General features: G+C 59.8%; 17 protein-coding genes, 1 tRNA gene and 2 pseudogenes. 16 read left to right on the top strand and 4 right to left on the bottom strand.

Features of this window, described 5'->3' with window-relative positions; genetic code table 11:
- Nucleotides 1-50 precede the first annotated feature (50 nt).
- From NKJ81_RS25460 to NKJ81_RS25420, 9 genes and pseudogenes are all read left to right on the top strand, one after another.
- Nucleotides 51-644, top strand: coding sequence for a NodA family N-acyltransferase (locus tag NKJ81_RS25460; protein ID WP_352457034.1), 594 nt, complete (start codon nucleotides 51-53; stop codon nucleotides 642-644).
- Nucleotides 641-1,300: a chitooligosaccharide deacetylase NodB gene (nodB, locus tag NKJ81_RS25455; protein WP_352542065.1), complete on the top strand. Its 660-nt coding sequence runs from the start codon at nucleotides 641-643 to the stop codon at nucleotides 1,298-1,300. Before NKJ81_RS25460 ends, nodB begins: the two co-directional genes overlap by 4 nt.
- 14 nt (nucleotides 1,301-1,314) lie before the next feature.
- The gene (gene nodC / locus NKJ81_RS25450; RefSeq protein WP_352466667.1) at nucleotides 1,315-2,640 is read left to right on the top strand and encodes a chitooligosaccharide synthase NodC; all 1,326 of its coding nucleotides are present in this window, start codon (nucleotides 1,315-1,317) and stop codon (nucleotides 2,638-2,640) included.
- An 80-nt stretch (nucleotides 2,641-2,720) separates the two neighbouring features.
- Nucleotides 2,721-3,317, top strand: a complete 597-nt coding sequence (gene nodS / locus NKJ81_RS25445; protein ID WP_352466712.1) for a nodulation methyltransferase NodS — start codon at nucleotides 2,721-2,723, stop codon at nucleotides 3,315-3,317.
- Nucleotides 3,318-3,352: 35 nt separating this feature from the next.
- Nucleotides 3,353-3,598: pseudogene (locus NKJ81_RS25440) on the top strand (carbamoyltransferase N-terminal domain-containing protein); the annotation flags it as partial.
- A gap of 43 nt (nucleotides 3,599-3,641) precedes the next feature.
- A complete protein-coding gene (gene nodI / locus NKJ81_RS25435; RefSeq protein WP_023719311.1) occupies nucleotides 3,642-4,553 on the top strand; it encodes a nodulation factor ABC transporter ATP-binding protein NodI in 912 nt (303 codons plus the stop codon).
- Between the two features lie 3 nt (nucleotides 4,554-4,556).
- On the top strand, nucleotides 4,557-5,345 hold the full coding sequence (locus tag NKJ81_RS25430) for an ABC transporter permease (RefSeq protein WP_023719312.1): 789 nt from the start codon (nucleotides 4,557-4,559) through the stop codon (nucleotides 5,343-5,345).
- Between the two features lie 67 nt (nucleotides 5,346-5,412).
- Nucleotides 5,413-6,375: a LysR family transcriptional regulator gene (locus NKJ81_RS25425; RefSeq protein ID WP_352516375.1), complete on the top strand. Its 963-nt coding sequence runs from the start codon at nucleotides 5,413-5,415 to the stop codon at nucleotides 6,373-6,375.
- Between the two features lie 8 nt (nucleotides 6,376-6,383).
- Nucleotides 6,384-6,646 (top strand): annotated as a pseudogene (locus tag NKJ81_RS25420) (hypothetical protein); the annotation flags it as partial.
- A gap of 111 nt (nucleotides 6,647-6,757) precedes the next feature.
- Here NKJ81_RS25420 and NKJ81_RS25415 read toward each other — a convergent pair.
- On the bottom strand, nucleotides 6,758-6,991 hold the full coding sequence (locus NKJ81_RS25415; protein ID WP_352491482.1) for a hypothetical protein: 234 nt from the start codon (nucleotides 6,989-6,991) through the stop codon (nucleotides 6,758-6,760).
- A 556-nt stretch (nucleotides 6,992-7,547) separates the two neighbouring features.
- Here NKJ81_RS25415 and NKJ81_RS25410 point away from each other — a divergent pair.
- The 4 genes from NKJ81_RS25410 (at nucleotide 7,548) to NKJ81_RS25395 (ending at nucleotide 13,677) form a co-directional block, all read left to right on the top strand.
- Entirely contained in the window at nucleotides 7,548-8,339 is a 792-nt protein-coding gene (locus NKJ81_RS25410; protein WP_352491483.1) for a M10 family metallopeptidase C-terminal domain-containing protein, read from the top strand.
- Nucleotides 8,340-8,725: 386 nt separating this feature from the next.
- Nucleotides 8,726-10,498, top strand: a complete 1,773-nt coding sequence (locus NKJ81_RS25405) for a type I secretion system permease/ATPase (protein WP_352491525.1) — start codon at nucleotides 8,726-8,728, stop codon at nucleotides 10,496-10,498.
- Nucleotides 10,476-11,789 (top strand): HlyD family type I secretion periplasmic adaptor subunit, encoded by a 1,314-nt coding sequence (locus NKJ81_RS25400; protein WP_352542064.1) that lies wholly within the window; start codon nucleotides 10,476-10,478, stop codon nucleotides 11,787-11,789. The genes NKJ81_RS25405 and NKJ81_RS25400 overlap by 23 nt, the downstream gene beginning before the upstream one ends.
- Nucleotides 11,790-12,459: 670 nt before the next feature.
- Nucleotides 12,460-13,677, top strand: a complete 1,218-nt coding sequence (locus NKJ81_RS25395; RefSeq protein WP_352542063.1) for a tyrosine-type recombinase/integrase — start codon at nucleotides 12,460-12,462, stop codon at nucleotides 13,675-13,677.
- A 21-nt stretch (nucleotides 13,678-13,698) separates the two neighbouring features.
- Here the strand turns inward: NKJ81_RS25395 and NKJ81_RS25390 are convergent.
- A tRNA-Ile gene (locus NKJ81_RS25390) sits at nucleotides 13,699-13,774 on the bottom strand.
- Nucleotides 13,775-13,958: 184 nt separating this feature from the next.
- On the opposite strand from NKJ81_RS25390, the gene NKJ81_RS25385 reads away from it, so the two are divergent.
- Nucleotides 13,959-14,669: an SIMPL domain-containing protein gene (locus NKJ81_RS25385; RefSeq protein WP_352472400.1), complete on the top strand. Its 711-nt coding sequence runs from the start codon at nucleotides 13,959-13,961 to the stop codon at nucleotides 14,667-14,669.
- 132 nt (nucleotides 14,670-14,801) lie between these two features.
- Here the strand turns inward: NKJ81_RS25385 and NKJ81_RS25380 are convergent, their stop codons facing one another.
- Nucleotides 14,802-15,161 (bottom strand): hypothetical protein, encoded by a 360-nt coding sequence (locus NKJ81_RS25380; protein ID WP_352472399.1) that lies wholly within the window; start codon nucleotides 15,159-15,161, stop codon nucleotides 14,802-14,804.
- Between the two features lie 225 nt (nucleotides 15,162-15,386).
- On the bottom strand, nucleotides 15,387-15,833 hold the full coding sequence (locus NKJ81_RS25375) for a YcgN family cysteine cluster protein (protein ID WP_023678278.1): 447 nt from the start codon (nucleotides 15,831-15,833) through the stop codon (nucleotides 15,387-15,389).
- Between the two features lie 235 nt (nucleotides 15,834-16,068).
- On the opposite strand from NKJ81_RS25375, the gene NKJ81_RS25370 reads away from it, so the two are divergent.
- Together NKJ81_RS25370 and NKJ81_RS25365 are read left to right on the top strand one after the other, a co-directional pair.
- Nucleotides 16,069-18,315 (top strand): OmpA family protein, encoded by a 2,247-nt coding sequence (locus tag NKJ81_RS25370; protein WP_502904327.1) that lies wholly within the window; start codon nucleotides 16,069-16,071, stop codon nucleotides 18,313-18,315.
- A 239-nt stretch (nucleotides 18,316-18,554) separates the two neighbouring features.
- The gene (locus tag NKJ81_RS25365) at nucleotides 18,555-19,070 is read left to right on the top strand and encodes a TIGR00645 family protein (RefSeq protein ID WP_352542061.1); all 516 of its coding nucleotides are present in this window, start codon (nucleotides 18,555-18,557) and stop codon (nucleotides 19,068-19,070) included.
- The last annotated feature ends 20 nt before the right edge of the window (nucleotides 19,071-19,090 follow it).

Raw genomic sequence — 19,090 nt, 5'->3', positions numbered from 1 at the left:
TTGGCCGGGTAATGCGGCCCGCAAGAAACCATTTTGAAGAGAGGTCCTGAATGCGCCCTCAGGTGCAGTGGAAATTGTGCTGGGAAAACGAGTTGCAGCTCTCGGACCACGTCGAGCTCGCCCAGTTCTTTCGTAATACCTACGGGCCGACTGGGGCGTCCAACGCAGAACCGTTCGAAGGTAGTCGAAGCTGGGCCGGAGCCAGGCCTGAACTCCGCGCAATCGCCTATGATTCGAGCGGTGTAGCGGCTCACATGGGCATACTGCGCCGTTTCATCAAGGTTGACGCGGTCGATCTGTTGGTGGCTGAGCTGGGCCTGTACGGGGTACGTCCGGATCTTGAGGGTCTCGGAATCGCCCATTCAATCCATGTCATGCTTCCAATACTGCAGGAGCTTGGCGTTCCATTCGCTTTCGGAACCGTCCGGGACGCGCTGCGGAATCATGTTGAGAGGTTCGCGCGGCGATACAGCCCTTTGGCCGTTTTGTCGGGAATTCGCGTGCGCTCCACCCGACCAGAGGCGCGCCTCGACCTGCCGCCCACACGCATCGATGACGCACTCACCATTGTTCTGCCAGTTGGACGGCCGATCAGCGAATGGCCCACGGGCACGATGATCGATCGGAACGGACCAGAGCTATGAGCCGTCCCGATTGCTTGTACGAACTGCGCCGTGAGTGCTCTGACGGCACCGGCCGTCGCAGCGTTTATCTGACGTTTGACGACGGTCCCAATCCACTTTTCACACCGGAGATTCTCGATGTGTTGGCAGAGCAGCGGGTGCCGGCGACTTTCTTCGTCATCGGCGCCTACGCCTTAGAGCACCCGGATCTAATCCAACGAATGTTTGCAGAAGGGCACGAGCTAGGCAACCACACGATGACTCATCCGGATCTGTACAAATGCGGCTTCGGCGAAGTGCAACGTGAGATTTTTGAAGCGAACGGCGCCATCATGAGGGCGTGCCCTCAGGCCTCGGTGCGCTATATTCGCGCGCCCTACGGCGCCTGGAGCGAAGAAATCTTCACAGCGTCACAGATCGCCGGGCTGACGGCCCTCCATTGGTCCGTCGACCCTCGAGATTGGTCTCGCCCTGGGGTCGACGCGATTATCGATACCGTGCTCGCCTCTGTCCGGCCGGGCGCAATCGTACTCTTGCACGACGGATGCCCTCCCGGCGAGTTGAGCCAGGGCGCTCACGCCGGTCTGCGCGACCAGACGGTCACGGCGCTGTCCCGTCTGATTCCAGCACTTCATGAGCGCGGATTTGTAATCCGCTCACTTCCTCAACATCACTGAACAAACGAGATCCCATGACTCTTCTTGGTACAACCAGCACTGTGGCCATTTCGCTTTATGCACTGCTCTCGACTGCTTATAAGAGCATGCAGGGGATTTATGCTCTGCCGACAAACGACTCATCGGCGTTGGAGGATCTCGTCGGCTCCGATCAACTGCCCAGCGTGGATGTCATCGTCCCCTGCTTCAACGAGGATCCGCGCACGCTTTCAGAGTGCCTGGCGTCCATTGCAGACCAAGAATACGCCGGAAGACTTCGGGTCTATGTGGTTGATGACGGTTCTGGAAATCGCGAAGCCGTAGGAACTGTCCACGAAACCTACGCGCGCGACCCTAGGTTCGACATTATTTTGCTTCCCGAGAATGTTGGAAAGCGCAAGGCGCAGATCGCCGCGATACGCCGCTCATCCGGGGATTTGGTGCTTAACGTTGATTCAGACACGATACTCGCGTCCGACGTCATCACCAAGCTTGTACCGAAGATGCGAGATCCAGCGGTCGGCGCAGTCATGGGTCAGTTGATTGCCAGTAACCGGAGCGAGAGCTGGCTGACAAGGCTGATAGACATGGAGTACTGGCTGGCTTGCAACGAGGAGCGCGCGGCACAGGCTCGCTTCGGTGCCGTTATGTGCTGTTGCGGCCCATGTGCCATGTACCGCCGGTCTGCGCTCCTTTTGTTACTGGACCAGTACGAGTCGCAATTTTTTCGGGGCAAGCCAAGCGACTTCGGGGAGGATCGCCATCTCACTATCCTCATGCTGAAAGCAGGCTTTCGAACCGAGTACGTTCCGGGCGCCATCGCGGCCACAGTCGTTCCGAACAGACTCGGACCGTATCTGCGCCAACAACTCCGTTGGGCACGAAGCACATTCCGGGACACGCTGCTTGGGCTGCGCTTGCTGCCCGGCCTCAATAGCTATCTCACGTTGGACGTGGTCGGACAGAATCTCGGGCCGCTACTCCTCGCCCTATCGGTACTAACGGGCCTCGCACATTTCGCACTGACAGGCACTGTGCCTTGGTGGACAGGACTGATGATTGTGTCCATGACCATGCTCCGATGCAGCGTGGTAGCATTTCGTGCTCGACAGTTTCGATTTCTGGGCTTTTCCCTGCACACGTTCATCAACATCTTTCTCTTACTTCCCTTGAAGGCCTACGCGCTGTGTACATTGAGCAATAGCGATTGGCTGTCGCGAAGCTCTGCTGTCGCTACATCGAACACTGGGGGAAAACAGGCCCCCACCCAAACTCCGATCACTGGATCAAGCAGGGCAGAATTCTCACCGCATGCGGCTCCGCTTCGCAGGCTCAATCTTGCGCGGATTCTTCGGGATTAGCGCTGTCGAGCAACATCTGCGGCGACGAGTGATCGCTAATTACCTAGGTAGACGAGAGGTGGACGAGTTTGACCCAGAACATGAATCATCAGTTGCTCGATCGGGAATTGGCCGCAGACGATCCGTGGCGCCTCGACGGCAATCCGTTCGAGCGGGAGCGCCACACGGAAATGCTCCAGCTGGCGCTTGCCCAAGGCTCCATTACAAATGCCCTCGAAGTCGGGTGCGCTGCCGGCGCATTCACGGAAAAACTAGCCCCCTACTGCCAAGGGCTCACCGTCATCGATGTCGTGGCCCAAGCGATTGCTCGAGCACGTCAACGGATAAAGGAGCCGTCGCGCATCAACTGGATAGTCTCCGATGTTCAACAGTTTTCGACCGACGAGTTGTTTGACCTGATCGTTGTGGCGGAGGTCCTATACTACCTCGAAGACATAGCCGAGATGCGCGCGGCCGTCAAAAACCTGGTGCGGGTGCTTGCGCCAGGCGGGCATCTGATCTTCGGATCGGCAAGGGATGCTAATTGCCGTCGCTGGGGTCACGCCGCTGGTGCTGAGCCGGTCATCGCCATGCTGAACGAAACGTTGATCGAGGTAGAGCGTCTTGAGTGTCGGGGCGAGTCGGTCAACGAAGACTGCTTGCTCGTCCGTTTCCGGAACCCGCTTTCCGCTTCCTGATGAATCGAATCTATCGCCGTTAACGTGGAGACACTATGCGCATCTGTGGTACCAAGCTGACCCATGATGGGGCGATCGCCCTTGTCGAGGATGGACGGCTCGTCTTCTGCGTTGAGCAGGAAAAGCGGCACAACAATCCGCGTTATCAAACCATCGATAATCTCGACGTAATTGTCGCCGCTTTGGCGGAACAGGGGCTAAATCCTTGTGATGTCGATCAGTTCGTTATCGACGGCTGGGATGGCGAAGACGAGTCACAGTTTCAGGTCCGGCAGGCAACCAAGCAACCGCCAGTCTTGGCGTCCCTCTCGGTAAAATGAACCCATGTCCATGGTAGCGATCGATCTTACTGACGTAAGCAAAACTTATGACAAGCTCGTTGTCGACAGACTGTCGTTCCGCGTTGCGGCGGGGGAATGCTTCGGGCTCTTGGGACCAAACGGTGCGGGCAAAAGCACGATTGCGCGTATGGTCCTCGGCATGACATCGCCTGATGCGGGGAAGATTACTGTGCTCGGCGCTCCAGTGCCGGCGCGCGCGCGTTTGGCACGTATGCGCATCGGCGTGGTCCCGCAGTTCGACAATCTTGATACCGCGTTCACTGTACGCGAGAACCTGTTGGTGTTCGGGCGCTACTTCCGGATGAGCAGACGCCAGATCGAAGCGGTCATACCGTCGCTGCTTGAGTTCGCCCGCCTCGAGAACAAAGCGGATGCGCGCGTCGCCGAACTGTCCGGCGGCATGAAGCGGCGCCTGACGCTCGCGCGTGCGCTGATCAATGACCCGCACTTGCTGGTGATGGACGAGCCGACCACCGGCCTCGATCCGCAGGCCCGCCACCTGATCTGGGAACGGCTGCGATCGCTGCTGGCGCGGGGCAAGACTATTCTTTTGACTACCCATTTCATGGAAGAGGCCGAGCGGCTGTGCGATCGGCTGTGCGTTATGGAGGAGGGGCGCAAGATCGCCGAAGGCCGCCCGTCCGCACTCATTGACGAGCAGATCGGCTGTGACGTGGTCGAGGTCTACGGCGGCAATCCGCATGAACTGGGTGCGCTGATCCGGCCGTACGCACAGCGCATCGAGGTGAGCGGTGAGACGCTTTTTTGCTATGCACCCGATCCGGAGCAGGTGCTGGTGCAGCTACGCGGGCGCGCCGGTCTGCGCCTTCTGCAGCGTCCCCCCAATCTCGAGGATGTGTTCTTGCGGCTAACCGGGCGCGAGATGGAGGACTGAACAATGGGCGAACGTTATGCGGCGGCCATGCCCGCCAATGCGTGGAATTGGGTCGCGGTTTGGCGCCGCAACTATCTTGGATGGAAGAAAATCGGGCTTGCATCGGTTCTCGGCAACCTCGCCGATCCGATGATCTATCTGTTCGGTCTCGGCTTTGGCATCGGAACAATGATAGGTCCTGTTGAGGGCACTTCGTACATTGCGTTTCTCGCGGCTGGCATGGTTGCCACAAGCGCGATGGCATCGGCGACTGCTGAAACGGTTTACGGGAGTTTCGGCCGCATGGACAACCAGCGCACCTGGGAAGGAATGCTATGCACTCAGCTGACGCTCGGCGATATCTTACTCGGCGAATTGGCGTGGGCAGCCACCAAGGCCCTGATGGCGGGCACAGCAATCACTGTTGTTGCCACCACGCTCGGCTACACATCGTGGCCATCCATCCTCTGCTTGCTGCCAGTCATCGCTCTCAGTGGCCTCGCCTTCGCGAGTCTAGCGATGGTCGTCACGGCGCTTGCGCCCAGTTATGAATATTTCATATTTTATAATACGCTTGTTATAACACCCATGCTGTTCCTTTGCGGCGCGATGTTTCCGGTCAACCAATTGCCCGGCGCTTTTCAGGACGTCGCCTCCTTGTTGCCGCTCGCACATGCAATTGACCTCATTCGTCCGGCGATGCTTGGCCGTCCGGCCGGCAGCATGGGCCTGCATATCGGCGCGCTTTGCATATACACGGTTTTGCCGTTCTTCCTATCGGTTGCTCTATTTCGTCGCCGGCTGATGCGTTGACGCTACTCACCATTCGTAAAATTGATTCTTTGGGCGATACCCATCCACGCGTCGGATAGGTCAATACATGCGTTTTAAGGGACTCGATCTAAATCTCCTGGTTGTGCTGGACGCTTTGATCAGGGAGCGTAAAGTCACCGCCGCGGCCCGCAGTATTAACCTGAGTCAGCCGGCCATGAGCGCCGCCGTCGGTCGGTTACGCGCCTATTTCAGCGATGAGCTATTTACGATGAACGGCCGCGAACTCATTTTGACACCGCGCGCGGAGGGGCTCGCCACAGCAGTCCGGGAGGCATTGCTGCACATCCAGCTGTCGATTATTTCCTGGGACGCCTTTAACCCGGCCCGATCGGATCGTCGCTTCCGCATCATCCTTTCCGATTACCTCACGCTCGTATTTTTTAAGAAGATCGTAAAGCGTGCTGCGCGGGAAGCTCCCGCCGTCCGCTTCGAATGTCTGCTTATTTCCGACGACCCCGAGGAGCTTCTCCGGCGCGGCGACGTTGATTTTCTGATTATGCCGGAAGTATTCATGTCGAAACATCCTCGCGCAGCCCTGTTCGAAGATATGCTCGTATGCGTAGGCTGCGGCACGAACAAGCAGCTGTCAGAGCCACTTACATTCGACCGATACTTGTCGATGGGGCAGGTTGTGCTTAAATTCGGGGACACCCGGCAGCCCTCCATCGAGGAATGGTATTTGCTCGAGAACGGTTTCGAGAGACGTATCGAGGTCGTCGTACAGGGCTTTAGCATGATCCCGCCCCTTCTATCAGGCACCAACCGCATTGGGACAATGCCCTTACGGCTGGCGCAGCATTTCGCAAAATTAACACCCCTGCGGATTGTCGAACTTCCGCCGCCACTTCCTGCCGCATTCACGGAGGCCGTCCAATGGCCTGCGCTTCACAATAATGATCCGGCAAGCCTATGGATGCGGGAAATGATGTTGCAGGAGGCATCTCGTATGATTACCCCGCCTAAGAGCACCGGACGTCTCAGTTGTCGGCCGACGACCCCTCGGTTATGAGAGGAGGCATGGATGGCGATTGGGATTGGGCGATTCCAGCATTGTCGAGAACGATGCAGGGAGAGCAGATCCTTCAGCTTGAAGAGGTGGCAGCGATGCTGCCGCTGCATGAGCTTGGCTGGGGAACCGGCGGGCGAACGAATTCGGGTGCGCTCGCAACACGGTGCCTCGGTATCTAAGCGAGGGCGGGACTGTTCCGTTTCGCAAGCCTGTGCGGCCGACCGCGTTTGACGGACTGGACGATTGGCTGCGGGAGCGCTTCTTCCCCCATGGCTCGGGCTAGATGACGATCTCGACCCGCTCCAGATGCGCCGGGAACGCCTTGCGCGGTCGCGCAGCACGTCGCGGCTCGCCTGTCGGTCTTGCGGCCTCGAGCTCGGACTCAATCGCGCCGAGCCCGGTCTGATTTCGAAGGCGAAGGCCTGCTGGGCACGTTCGAGCTTCTCGGAGCTGCGACCGAAGCGGCGCGCTCCAGCTGCTTGACGATCCCATGAAGGTCGGCGATCCTCTCCTGGGCACGCTCGTTGAGTGTCGCCATCCGGACGATCTCGGCCTTGAGTGTTTCGCTCCGGAGTTGTTGCAGTTCGGCCTTCTCCGCCGCCATGGCGACGAACATCGCCTTGAGCGGATCGATTTCGTGGGGACGGGCCGAGCGCTTCTCGTCACTGACGCCGACAGGAGCTTATTTTGCACGGCCTGAGGCCCGCCTTTTGCGCCTGAGTTACTTCGCCACGGCCTATCCGGCCGACGTCGGACGCCGTCTCCGTTCGGCTCAAACGCGCCAGTCCATGCCTTCGACGAGCGCCATCAGTTCGGCGCGGCAAGCCGGATCACGCCGTTCTCCACCCGCGGCCAGCGGAACTTGTCCTCGTCCAGCGCTTACGGTGCGGGTATGCCGGCGTCGAGCAAACAGAGAGAAGTTTGGGGCCGAACTAGGACGGCCCCGTTACGAAGTGTTGTCCTGGTGGTTTGAGTGTCGAATCTTCAGATCGATTGCTTGGGCGACCAGCGTCCCCGCCGCTAACGAGCCCGCAACTGCTCAGCAGAACGGCGAAGTGAACGTGAGTGCATCCATTTCGTAAATGCGTGTCTATCCAAGCAATCGATTTTTCTAATTATCCGATGAGGAATATGAACGCGTCAGGCAGGGTGCATCATTAGGAGTATTTTCGATGGCAAAGATTATCGAGGGTGGCCCGGGTTCCGAAACACTCCTCGGCACCGAGCTTGAAGATTGGATGGAGGGTTTCCAGGGCAATGACTGGATTGACGGTCGTGCCGGCAACGACGAGATCTCGGCTGGCCAGGGCAGTGACCGAGCCATTGGCGGCGAGGGTAACGACCGCATCTTCGGCGGAGATGGCTGGGACGATCTCTCCGGCGACAACGGCCGCTTCAACGCGCGCATCTCCGGTGAGGACAATGACAGGCTCAGCGGCGGTCCCGGCCAGGATGTCCTCTACGTGGGTGACGGCCAGGATACGTTGACCGGGGGCACCGACAATGACACGTTCGTGTTCCAGTTCCACAATCCGGTGCCTGGGGTTGTCGGGTCGAAGTCGGACATTACCACTATCACCGATTTCAACCCGGCGGAGGACAAGTTCGCCTTCGATGCGGTGGGCCTCTACAACGACGGTTTTGGCGCGAACTTCGTCAACAACGCCAGCATACAGTCCGGCTACCCGGTGAGCAGCTTCTACAGTGGTGCGGCCTCGGGTGCGAACGGCGAACACGTCGTGGTGATCACTGGCGAATCTTTCAACTCTGCTTCTGAAGCCGCGAGTGCGATCTCCGGCGAGCACGCCGGCGACATCATTGTCTACCAAAGCAGCTACAGCGACAGAGTCGCAACTCTGGCCTATGTCACCGCCGAGAACAATGGGCATGAGTTCGCCCACCTGGGCGGTGTGGTCACCGTGGCCGACCTAGGCCTGACCGCGTCGGACTTCACCTTCGTTTGATCCAGAAAACCCATACGGAACAGCGCCCCGCCCCCCTGGGCGGGCGCTTTCCGTCTCCGCTACTTGCGATGGGCCGGGGCGCCCGGGAGCAGTCGCAGCGTGTACAGCTTGACGAAGCCCTGCACGTCGCGCTGGTCGTACACCGAAATCTCCCTGAACGCGTGGAGGCGGAAGCCTGTTCGGGCCCTTGCGGCCGGCCACGATGACGTTGCCCTTCCAAACCTTCAGCCGGACGGTGTTGTTGTTGACCCGCTCCATTAGATGCCAAGCCAAACATATTCGGCGGGAGCACTGATCCTGAATCAGCGAGTCGGTTGCCGCTCGGGGAGCAATATAGGGAGCTGGGTCGCCAGATCCTCACGGAGACCTACGTGAGTAACCATTCCTTGAAGGATTCAGCTTTGAGACCTTTCCCTCTGACTTCCGCTATTTGGGGAATTCTGTTGATCAGCGGCGTGGTCAACGTGCTTGCGCTGATCTCGCCGCTGTTCATGCTTCAGGTCTACGACCGCGTTCTGGCAAGTGGCAGCGTATCGACGCTAGTGGGGCTCGTCGTGCTTGCTGCAGGGCTTTATGCGTTCCAATGCCTGCTCGACGTTTTGCGCGCCCGCGTGCTGCTGCGGATTGGCGAGCGTTTCGATGAACAGTTTTCCGGACGCGTTCACGATGCGATCGTTCGCCTTCCGCTTTTAACGCGCATGCCGGGCGACGGCTTGCAGCCGCTTCGCGACCTCGACAATATTCGCGGATTCTTAGGTGGAAACGGTCCGACAGCGTTCTTCGATCTGCCATGGATGCTGCTTTATCTTGCCATTTGCTTCCTCCTTCATTTCTGGATCGGCATGACGGCACTTATCGGGGCGATCGGTCTCACATCTCTGACACTTCTTACCAACACTCTCTCGCAACGGCCGATACGCGAGACCATTGCCCACGACATGGTGCGCAATGGCCTACTGCAAGCAGCGCGTTGCAATGCCGAGGTCGTGCAAGCTCTCGGTCTCGGAAAGCGGATCGCTGCCCGATGGCACAAGGCCAATGCCGAGTATCTGGCCGCCAACCGGAAAGCTGGGGACGTGGCAGGTGGGCTGGGTGGCATTGCAAAGTCGTTGCGCGTGCTGCTGCAATCGGCCATTCTTGCCGTCGGCGCGTACCTTGTCATCAGGCAGGAGGCTACGGCCGGGGTCATGATTGCCAGTTCGATCATGATGGGGCGCGCGCTGGCTCCGGTCGATCTGGCCATTTCAAGCTGGAAACCCTTCCTCATGGCGCGCCAGGGTTGGGCGCGGCTGGAGGACCTCCTGGGAAAGGTTCCTGAAACCGCTCCTGTTATGCCAATGCCTGCACCTGAACGCGAACTCCGCCTCGAAGGCGTGACAATCGTTCCGCCCGGCGAAAGGAAGCCGACCGTGACCGGCCTTGCGTTTGCCGTTCAGGCGGGAAGCGCACTCGGGATCATCGGTGCATCGGGTTCGGGCAAGTCGACACTCTCGCGCGCCATCGTCGGCGCATGGACGCCGGTCGCCGGAAAGGTTCGCATCGACAGCGCAAGCCTCGATCAATGGGACCGGGAAGCGCTAGGCCGTCATATCGGCTATTTGCCGCAAGGTGTTGAACTGTTCGACGGCACCATTGCCGAAAACATCGCTCGTTTTGAAGATAATCCTGACCCTGAGGCTATTGTCACCGCGGCGAAAGCAGCGGGCACGCACGAACTGATCCTCCGATTTGAGCACGGCTACGAAACTCCGATTGGTGAGGCCGGATCGGCACTTTCCGCCGGGCAGCGCCAGCGTATCGGTCTTGCCCGTGCTCTTTATCGAGACCCTTTCCTTGTTGTGCTGGATGAACCCAATGCCAATCTCGATGCGGAAGGCGAGGCTGCGGTCGTCAAGGCGATCGCCTCCGTGCGCGGGCGCAAGGGCATTGCGGTTGTCGTCGCCCATCGGCCGAGCGCCATCCGCGCCGTGGATTTTGTGTTGGTCATGGAAGGTGGACGGCAGCGAGCATTCGGTGCGCGTGATGAAGCGCTTTCCAAAGTCTTGAAGAGGGCAGCGATGGCACCAGGCGCTGGCGTCAAGGCCATCGAGTCTACACAGGATAACGTGGGAGAGCGCGCTGACATGGAGGATCCCGGTGGCCGGCATTCATCAGAATAATGACGTTTCCAGCTCCATTCGCCGGCACCTGGTGGCGGGCCTTCTGGCGAGCGTGATCTTTGTTGGAGGAGCCGGAGCCTGGGCGGCCTTCACGAATCTCTCCGGTGCGGTTGTCGCGTCCGGACACTTTGTCGTCGATTCCTATGTGAAGAAGGTGCAGCACCCGACCGGCGGGGTGGTGGGAGAAATCCTGGTGAGCGAAGGTGATAAAGTAAAAGCCGGCGACATCCTCATGCGGCTCGACGCCACCCAGACGCGCGCCAATCTCGCTGTAGTCACCAAGCGGCTCGATGAGCTGGCCGCCAACCTGGCACGACTCGAAGCTGAGCGTGACGATCTGGCGGAGATCGCCTTCCCGGACTGGCTGCTCGCCCGCAGAGATGTTCCGGACGTAGCTTCGGCAGTACATGGCGAGACGCGGCTGTTCGAATTCCGCAGACAATCCCGCGACGGAAGGCAGGCGCAGCTAGCGGAACGCATCACTCAATATGAGCACGAGATCGAGGGGCTCAAGGCGCAGGAAATCGCTTCTGAGAAAAGCACCGAGATTCTCCAAAAGGAAATTGCTGCCCTGAGTGGGCTGCGCGACCAAGGCATTGTCTCGGACCAACGCTTGAACAGCCTGAAGACGCAGGTTGCCACTTTCGGCGGCGAACGCGGTGAGAAGATTGCACATCAGGCACAGACGGCAGCCCGCATAGCCGAAACGCGCCTCCAGATCCTGCAGATCGATCCGGATTTCAAGACGGAAGTCGGCCAGGAGCTCAGAGAGGTTCAGGCGCAGGTTGGGGAGTATGTTGAGCGCAAGGTGGCGGCTGAACAGGAACTGCGACGGATCGATATTGTCGCGCCGCAGTCAGGCGCCATTCAACAACTCGCAGTTCATACGGTCGGAGGAGTGATCACGCCCGCCGATCCGATTATGCTAATCGTGCCGGAAGGCGACGATCTTGCGCTTGAAGCACGAATCACCCCGAAGGACATCGACCAAATCCAGCTTGGTCACAAGGCCGTGCTGCGGATGTCAGCCTTCAATCTGAGGACCACGCCGGTATTGAACGGATATGTCAGCCGGATCGCAGCCGATCTGGCGACGGACGAAAAAAACGGCGTTTCGTATTACCTAGTGCGTCTGTCGGTTCCGCATGCGGAACTGACGAAGCTCAAGGACCTGACGCTCGTGCCCGGCATGCCGGCCGAAGCGATGATCCAGACGGGCGAGCGTACGGCGCTTTCTTATTTTGTGAAGCCGCTGTCGGACCAAATCAGTCGCGCATTCCATGAGGAATGAAAGTAATCCACAGAAATATTTTGTTTGTATTCTTGTTGGTTGTTACGCATGCATGAGAGTCATAACCGTCTGAAAACACAGCCATGCTTTCCTCAGTTGGATTCCGCCTCTGACTCAGATTCGTGGTTCCGCGGTCATTTTGCCCTTCCAAGTCGCCGACCATTCAGTTCTTGGCCTCGAGCGCATTAAGATACCCATCATCGTACACAAAGGCTGGAAAAGAGTCCGGTGTCTTGAGCGATCCTAGGTCTGGAGACCTAGGGTGAGCCTGCAAGCACAGGGCCAGGAAATGATTGAGCGTCTGCAATATTCGGACAGGTGCATAGAAAGACAGGCAGGCGCCAAAGACGCGCTTTCAACGCACTAAACCGATGCTGCGCACCCCGAGCGTCTTGCCGCCCTCGCTCCCGCCGGTAGGAATCAATCGCGAGCAGGCTGCGACGTTCATCGGCGTAAGCTCAACGACCTTTGATGAAATGGTCCAGGACGGCCGGATGCCGCAGCCACGAATGCCGAGCAAGGGGCGCATTGTTTGGGACGTCGAGGAACTTGTATTGGCGTTTCGAAAGCTCCCTCACCGCCAAATCGGAGGAGCACCAAAGCTTGACGAAGATTCGCCGCCACTAGACAATCCTTGGGATCGAAAACCACGAACATGACGGATGAGCCCGTGAAGGTCGATCTTAAGGGCGTAGTGAAGGACACTGATCGCCACGGCAATGATCGGTACTATTTTCGCGCACCGGGTCGGAAGAAGGTCCGGCTCCGTGAACCGACCGGCAGCGACGAGTTCCTCGAGGAACTGCGGTGCGCGCGCGCCGAGGTCACTTATGTTCGGCCCGGCACTCTTCCCGAGATTTGCCGGCGCCTCCCCAAGCCTTCCGAGCCAGCGAAGAAAGGCACGTTGCTGTGGCTTTGCCAGGAGTATTACCGTCGGGGCGGCACGGAAATCACCCAAGACACTATGGCGCGCCGACGAGCAATTCTGGAGCGCGTATGCGAATTACCTCATCCCCTCGAAGGTGACCCGGATCCTCAGTATCCCACCAAGGGATCTCTGCCATTCGCCGGTATGAAACGGTCTCATGTTAAGGAGATCAGGGACACCAGGCTCGACGCCCTGGGCGCGGCAAACAATATCGTAAAGGCCATCAGCGCGATGTTTGAGTGGGCAAAGGACACAGAGATTCCGGGCGTCGACTCTAATCCCGCCCGCGGCATCAGACGGCTAAAGAGCGGCGACGGCTGGCACCCATGGGACGTGTCGGAGATCGTTCAATATGAGAAGCGGCATCCGCTGGGTACCGCAGCCAGACGTGCGCTCTCGATCTTCATGTTTACTGGCCTGCGGTTGTCCGACGTCGCGATCTTCGGTCGACAGCACATCACGCTCGTCTACAACGAGGAGACCGAGCAGTGGGAGAAGTGGATCAGAATTAAGCCTGGGAAGACCAGTCGTAACAAGGATGCGGTGTTGGTGGAGCTCCCGCTTCTGCCCGAACTAGAGGCGGAACTTGAGCACACGCCCTCCGACCAGATGACCTTCCTGGTCAATGAGTATGGTCGCCCGTTCTCGGACAACAGTCTGGGCAACAAGATGCGCCAGTGGTGTGATCAAGCTGAGCTGCCGCACTGCAGTGCTCATGGAATTCGGAAGGCCGGCGCGACGATCGCCGCTGAGAACGGCGCGACGCACGAGCAGCTGAAGGCGATATATGGGTGGACTACGTACCAGCAGCCCGACCACTACATCAAGAAAGCGCGTCGCCGGAAGGTAGCGAGAGCGGCGAAATACCTGCTGGTTATCGATCGAAAAGAGAACAAAATTGTCCCACTTTCTGAGGGGGTTGAAAGAGGTGGGACAAAAATGGCGAAAAAATCCAATTAAATCAACGGCCACAAAAGCCAATGGTGGGCCCGGAGGGACTCGAACCCCCAACCAAGCGGTTATGAGCCGCCGGCTCTAACCATTGAGCTACAGGCCCCACGGCGCTGGATTAGTGTTTTTCCCTGAACCGCACAAGGCTTTCCGAGGGCTTTCCGAGCAGGCGTTCCAAGGGGGCTGGCAGGGATCGCCCAAATCAGCCCATATTGATAACCTATTGCACGTCGCCCATTGGACGCCGGCCAACACACGGCTGTCTTGGGATCCCAGATCGAGGAGATTTCATGACCAGACGTATTTTGCCCCTGGCGATTGCCGCCGCAATCGCATTTCCGGCGATCGCGGCCGCCGCCGATTCGCCACCGCCGCCGCGTATCGTCGTCACCGGTGAAGGCGAGGCGGCGATAGCACCCGATCTGGCTCTGCTGACGCTCAGCGTCATGCGCGAAGCCAAGACGGCACGTGCAGCGCTCGATGCCAATAACGACGCCATGGCCGCGGTGATCGCTGCCATGAAATCGTCCGGCATCAAGGAGCGCGACCTGCAGACAGCGGGCATCCAGATCAATCCGCGCTATAACTACACCAACAAGCCCGACGGCAGCCAGGAGGCCGAGCTTGTCGCCTATCAGGTGACCAACACGCTTTCGGTGCGCGTCCGCGACATCGACAAGACCGGCGACATTCTCGACAAGGCGGTGTCGCTCGGCGTCAACCAGGGCGGCGGCATCTCCTTCTCCAACGACGATCCGGCGGCAGCCGTCACCGAGGCGCGCAAGAAGGCCGTCGCCAATGCCATGGCCAAGGCCAAGACGCTGGCCGAAGCGGCCGGCGTCGGCATCGGCCGGGTCCTGGAAATCACCGACCAGAATTTCGCACCACCGCCGATGCCGATCAACGCCAAGGCATTCGATGCCGCCGGCGCGTCGGTCCCGGTGCAAGCCGGCGAGAATTCCTATACCGCACAGGTGACGGTGACTTTCGAATTGAAATGATCATCGCTTGCAGCATGAAAAAACCCCGGAGGATCGATCCTCCGGGGTTTTTTGAGCCGCGCTTTCCGTCCTGGCGGAAAGGGCTCCGCTACTCTACCGGCTGCAAGTCAGCCGGCCGCAAGCCCGAAGACCTTAGCGATAGATGATCGGACAGCCGCGCTCGTTGGCGAATACGATTACGACGCGGTCGCCATACTGGCGGCCGGCGACCTTGACCGTGCGGCGGTTGATGTCGATGATGCGGGCGCGGTGCAGGCCCATGCGTTCGGCCTTGTCAATGGCACGCTCCGGCGAACAGGACCGGCGCCAGCCGCCATGACGGCGGTGTTCGCGATAGTAACCATCATCTTCGTCGCCGGTATAGACGCCGACGCGCGGATCCTGGTTGTTGCCGAAGCCGAGATAGATGCTGTCAGCATGAGCGGGGATGGCAGCAAGCGTGCCAAGGCCGACAAGTGCCGAAAGAGCAATCGTCTTGATGGTATTGAACATTGTCTTCTCTCCTTGTTTGAGGGTTTCCACCCGTTTTCGTCAAACCTATGCGAGGAGAATGCACCCGCCTGTCTGAATTTTTTGCGAACCGGCCATTCATCCCCCGTTCATGCGGCAAGAATGGGCCAGCCGTTAGTCTGTCCGTTTCTGGAACCGTTCTATGCAGGGCAGATGGGGAACGTACCCTTTTGCCATGGTTCCCGGTCTTCGTTACCGCAGGAAATCCTAAGGCTCGTCCGCGAGCATATGGTCGAAATAGTCGTCCGGCTCGGCAAGGTCGGTCTCGCTGGCGCTGACCCGGCCGCGCATCGAGATGCCGGCCTCGTGCACGGTCTCGTCGCTTCCCGACACCAGCCTGTGCCACCAATAGAGATCGCGGCCCTCGGCCACCAGCCGGTAAGCGCAGGTCTTGGGCAGCCAGCTGATGGTGCGCACGTTCTGCGGCGTCAGCCCGACGCAATCCGGAACACGCGCCAGCCGGTTGGCATAGTCGGAGCAGCGGCAGCTTCCAGCGTCGAACAGCCGGCAGCCGACGCTGGTCCAGTAGATCTCTCCGGTGTCCTCGTCTTCGAGTTTGGACAGGCAGCACTTGCCACAACCGTCGCAGAGTGATTCCCACTCGGCCGGGGTCATCGCCTCGAGCGTCTTGGTCTTCCAGAACGGCTTTTCCATCGTCGGCATGTGGCCCCCGGACGCTTCAAGGTCAAGCACGGCAACCGTGCACCCTCGTCCGAACGATACGCCGGGACCATACGCCGGAACATACGCCAGGACCATACGAATGACATGAAGTCGCCTTCAAAACGCCGGTCAATCGCCCTGTGCCACAGCTAGAACCTACAAACAGGAACCAAACATGGTTGCTGAAAGTTTGGGCATGGATGGGACGCCACAAGGAGTGTTTATGATGAAACGCCAACCACGGATTCTGGCAGGCACGGCGCTTGGCCTGTTGATGGCGTCCGCGCCGCTAGGCGCGTTCCCGCTGCAAGGCAATGCCGCACTCGGCCCCGTGCAACGCACCGCAGCGCCGCTCATCCCAGTGCAATCGAGTTGCGCCGAGGGCGAGTCGGCGGAGGCCTGCGCGCAGAGCCAGCAGGCAGAGCAGCCCAGAAAGAAGAAGCGCGACCAGCAGCAGCAAACGGAATCCGCTCCGGCCGAGCAGGCGGCTCCGGCCGAGTCCGAGCAACCCCGCAAGAAGCGGCGCAATCAGCAGCAGCAAACAGAATCCGCTCCGGCCGAGCAGATCGCTCCAGCCGAGTCCGAGCAACCCCGCAAGAAGCGGCGCAATCAGCAGCAGCAAACAGAATCCGCTCCGGCCGAGCAGATCGCTCCAGCCGAGTCCGAGCAACCGCGCAAGAAGCGGCGCAATCAGCAGCAGCAAACAGAATCCGCTCCGGCCGAGCAGATCGGTCCGGCCGAGACCGAGCAACCCCGCAAGAAGCGGCGCAATCAGCAGCAGCAAACAGAATCCGCTCCGGCCGAGCAGATCGCTCCGGCCGAGACCGAGCAGCCCCGCAAGAAGCGGCGCAATCAGCAGCAGATCGAAGCGGCCCCATCGGAACAACCGGCCGAGCAGGCAGCGCCGGCAAACGACAACCAGCCCAACGTCAATCCGCGCAAGAAGAAGCAAAAACAGAACCAGCAGATCGAGGCTGCCCCGGCAGAACAGGCTCCGACTGTCGAGCCCGGACAAAAGCCGGGCAAGCGCAAGAAGCCTGCTGAATTGACCGGACCCGCCACGGAGGCGGAAGGCCAGCCGGCGCCGACCAATAAGGAAGCGACCCCACAGGCCCAACCGGCTCCGACCGAGCAGCAGGCCGCTCCCGTCCAGGGCGAACAGCCCCAGGACAAGATCAAGAAACGTGGCAAGAGGCCTGTCGGCGAACAGCCGGTGACAGGAGAGCAACAGCCCTCGACCGGCGAACAGCCTTCGACTGGCCAGGCCGCGCCGGTCCAGGGGGAAAATCCGGTCCAGGGTGAAGCCCAGGCCAATCCGAACGAGGCACCTGTTCTGGACAGCCAGAAGGATGTCTTGCGCAAGCGCAAGGGTGGCAAGGAGCGCGGCCAAAATGCCGGTAAGCAGCAGGGCAACCAGCCCGCCCAGCAGGGCGAGAACCAGGTGGAAGCCCCGAAGCCGGCTCCGGTCGATCAGGGGCCGCCACCCACCGACGACCGGGCAGCCCAGCGGGAGATCAAGCCTGAAAAAATCGTTCCGGTGACCGAGGAAAAAGGCAAGCGCGTCGAGCGTGCGCCGGACATCGAGGATGTTCGTCGTCGTCCGCGCCCCCAGGGTGCCAACGTCGTCAGGGAATTCGGCGACCGCGTTATCCTGCAGTTCAACAACCAGACGTTCGTCGAAAGCAGTGATGCACCGCGCATGCACCGCGGCGCCAGGAATGTCTATTACGAGGACCTGTCGGGCGATCGCACCCGGGAAATAGTCGAGCGTGACAATGGTGTCCGGATCGTCACCATCCGCAATCGCTACGGCGACGTCATCCAGCGTTCACGCATCGCGCCCGACGGCCGCGAATATGTGCTGAGCTATGTCGACGAGCGGAACTATGACGACGATGCAGACTGGCGCGACCCGGGCGACGACCTGCCGCCGATGCGCCTTACCATCCCGCAAGAGGAATACATTCTGGATTCCGAAGAGGTCGAGGATCCGGACGACTACTACACCTTCCTCGAACGGCCGCCGGTCGAGAGGGTCCAGCGCCTCTATTCGATCGACGAGGTCAAGCGCTCGGCCCGCGTGCGCGACATCGCCCGCCGCATCGACCTCGACACGCTCAACTTCGAATTCGGTTCGGCCTCGATTTCCGACACCGAGGTCCAGAAGCTGGAGGGTGTTGCCAACGCCATGGACAAGCTGCTGAAGAAAAACCCGGCCGAGAGCTTCCTGATCGAGGGCCATACCGACGCTGTCGGCACACCGGAAGCGAACCTTGCTCTGTCCGACCGCCGCGCCGAGGCGGTCGCCGAAGCCTTGACCAACGCCTTTGGCATCCCGCCGGAGAACCTGACGACGCAGGGCTATGGCGAGGAGTATCTCAAGGTCAACACGTCGGGACCCAACCGCGAGAACCGCCGCGTCGCCATCCGCCGGATTACACCCCTGGTAGCGCCTGTGGCCAGCGCCCAATAAACCGCAATGTGAACCGCGCGATTTGATCAACCATTGAATCGCGCGGTCATCAATCTTGAAACGCGCGGTTACCCATCCCAGATTCTGGAAAGGGCGTTCCCTGCCCTGTCCCGACTCCAGCGGGACACACGAGCCCCGCCGGTTCCCCTCCCCGGCGGGGTTTCGTTTTTTTGAAACCTTGCAAACCGCCGCAGCCTGCCCGAAATACGGCACTCCGACAATGGAGCCCGAATCGCCGCATGAAGCGCCTCGAACTCGCCATCGAATCGATCATTCTCGCCTCGCGCTGGCTGCTCGTCGCCTTCTATCTCGGACTGGGTGCGGCACTTGCAATTTATGCCGTGTCCTTCGGCAACAAGCTGTTCGAGTTCGTCTCCCTCGCCTTCACGCTCGATGACACCGACACCATCCTGAAAATACTCGGCCTCATCGATGCCGCGCTGGTCGCCTCACTGGTGGTGATGGTGATCATCTCGGGTTACGAAAACTTCGTCAGCCGCTTCGATGAAAATGACGGCAAGGTGCATTGGCTGGGCACGATCGATGTCGGCTCGCTGAAGGTCAAGGTCGCCTCGACAATCGTAGCGATCTCCTCGATCCACCTCTTGCAGGTGTTCCTGAACTCGGTCTCCTACACGACCGACCAGCTGATGTGGCTGACCATTATTCATCTGGCCTTCGTTCTGTCGGCACTGATGCTTGCCTATATCGACCGGCTGATGGGTCTTGGCAAAGCCAAGAAAGCCGAAGACTGAGCACGCGTCTGTGCCGGTCT

The organism is Mesorhizobium sp. M0018 (genome assembly GCF_040323955.1).
Lineage (GTDB): Bacteria > Pseudomonadota > Alphaproteobacteria > Rhizobiales > Rhizobiaceae > Mesorhizobium.
Note: the sequence above shows the minus strand (reverse complement) of the source record. Positions and strands in the feature narration are given on the sequence as shown.

What these genes read in the sequence shown, in the direction of transcription:
- NKJ81_RS25460 (WP_352457034.1), top strand. Translation starts at nt 51, where the DNA reads ATGCGCCCTCAGGTGCAGTGGAAATTGTGCTGGGAAAACGAGTTGCAG.
- nodB (WP_352542065.1), top strand. Translation starts at nt 641, where the DNA reads ATGAGCCGTCCCGATTGCTTGTACGAACTGCGCCGTGAGTGCTCTGAC.
- nodC (WP_352466667.1), top strand. Translation starts at nt 1,315, where the DNA reads ATGACTCTTCTTGGTACAACCAGCACTGTGGCCATTTCGCTTTATGCA.
- nodS (WP_352466712.1), top strand. Translation starts at nt 2,721, where the DNA reads ATGAATCATCAGTTGCTCGATCGGGAATTGGCCGCAGACGATCCGTGG.
- nodI (WP_023719311.1), top strand. Translation starts at nt 3,642, where the DNA reads ATGTCCATGGTAGCGATCGATCTTACTGACGTAAGCAAAACTTATGAC.
- NKJ81_RS25430 (WP_023719312.1), top strand. Translation starts at nt 4,557, where the DNA reads ATGGGCGAACGTTATGCGGCGGCCATGCCCGCCAATGCGTGGAATTGG.
- NKJ81_RS25425 (WP_352516375.1), top strand. Translation starts at nt 5,413, where the DNA reads ATGCGTTTTAAGGGACTCGATCTAAATCTCCTGGTTGTGCTGGACGCT.
- NKJ81_RS25415 (WP_352491482.1), bottom strand. Translation starts at nt 6,991, where the DNA reads ATGTTCGTCGCCATGGCGGCGGAGAAGGCCGAACTGCAACAACTCCGG.
- NKJ81_RS25410 (WP_352491483.1), top strand. Translation starts at nt 7,548, where the DNA reads ATGGCAAAGATTATCGAGGGTGGCCCGGGTTCCGAAACACTCCTCGGC.
- NKJ81_RS25385 (WP_352472400.1), top strand. Translation starts at nt 13,959, where the DNA reads ATGACCAGACGTATTTTGCCCCTGGCGATTGCCGCCGCAATCGCATTT.
- NKJ81_RS25380 (WP_352472399.1), bottom strand. Translation starts at nt 15,161, where the DNA reads ATGTTCAATACCATCAAGACGATTGCTCTTTCGGCACTTGTCGGCCTT.
- NKJ81_RS25375 (WP_023678278.1), bottom strand. Translation starts at nt 15,833, where the DNA reads ATGGAAAAGCCGTTCTGGAAGACCAAGACGCTCGAGGCGATGACCCCG.
- NKJ81_RS25370 (WP_502904327.1), top strand. Translation starts at nt 16,069, where the DNA reads ATGAAACGCCAACCACGGATTCTGGCAGGCACGGCGCTTGGCCTGTTG.
- NKJ81_RS25365 (WP_352542061.1), top strand. Translation starts at nt 18,555, where the DNA reads ATGAAGCGCCTCGAACTCGCCATCGAATCGATCATTCTCGCCTCGCGC.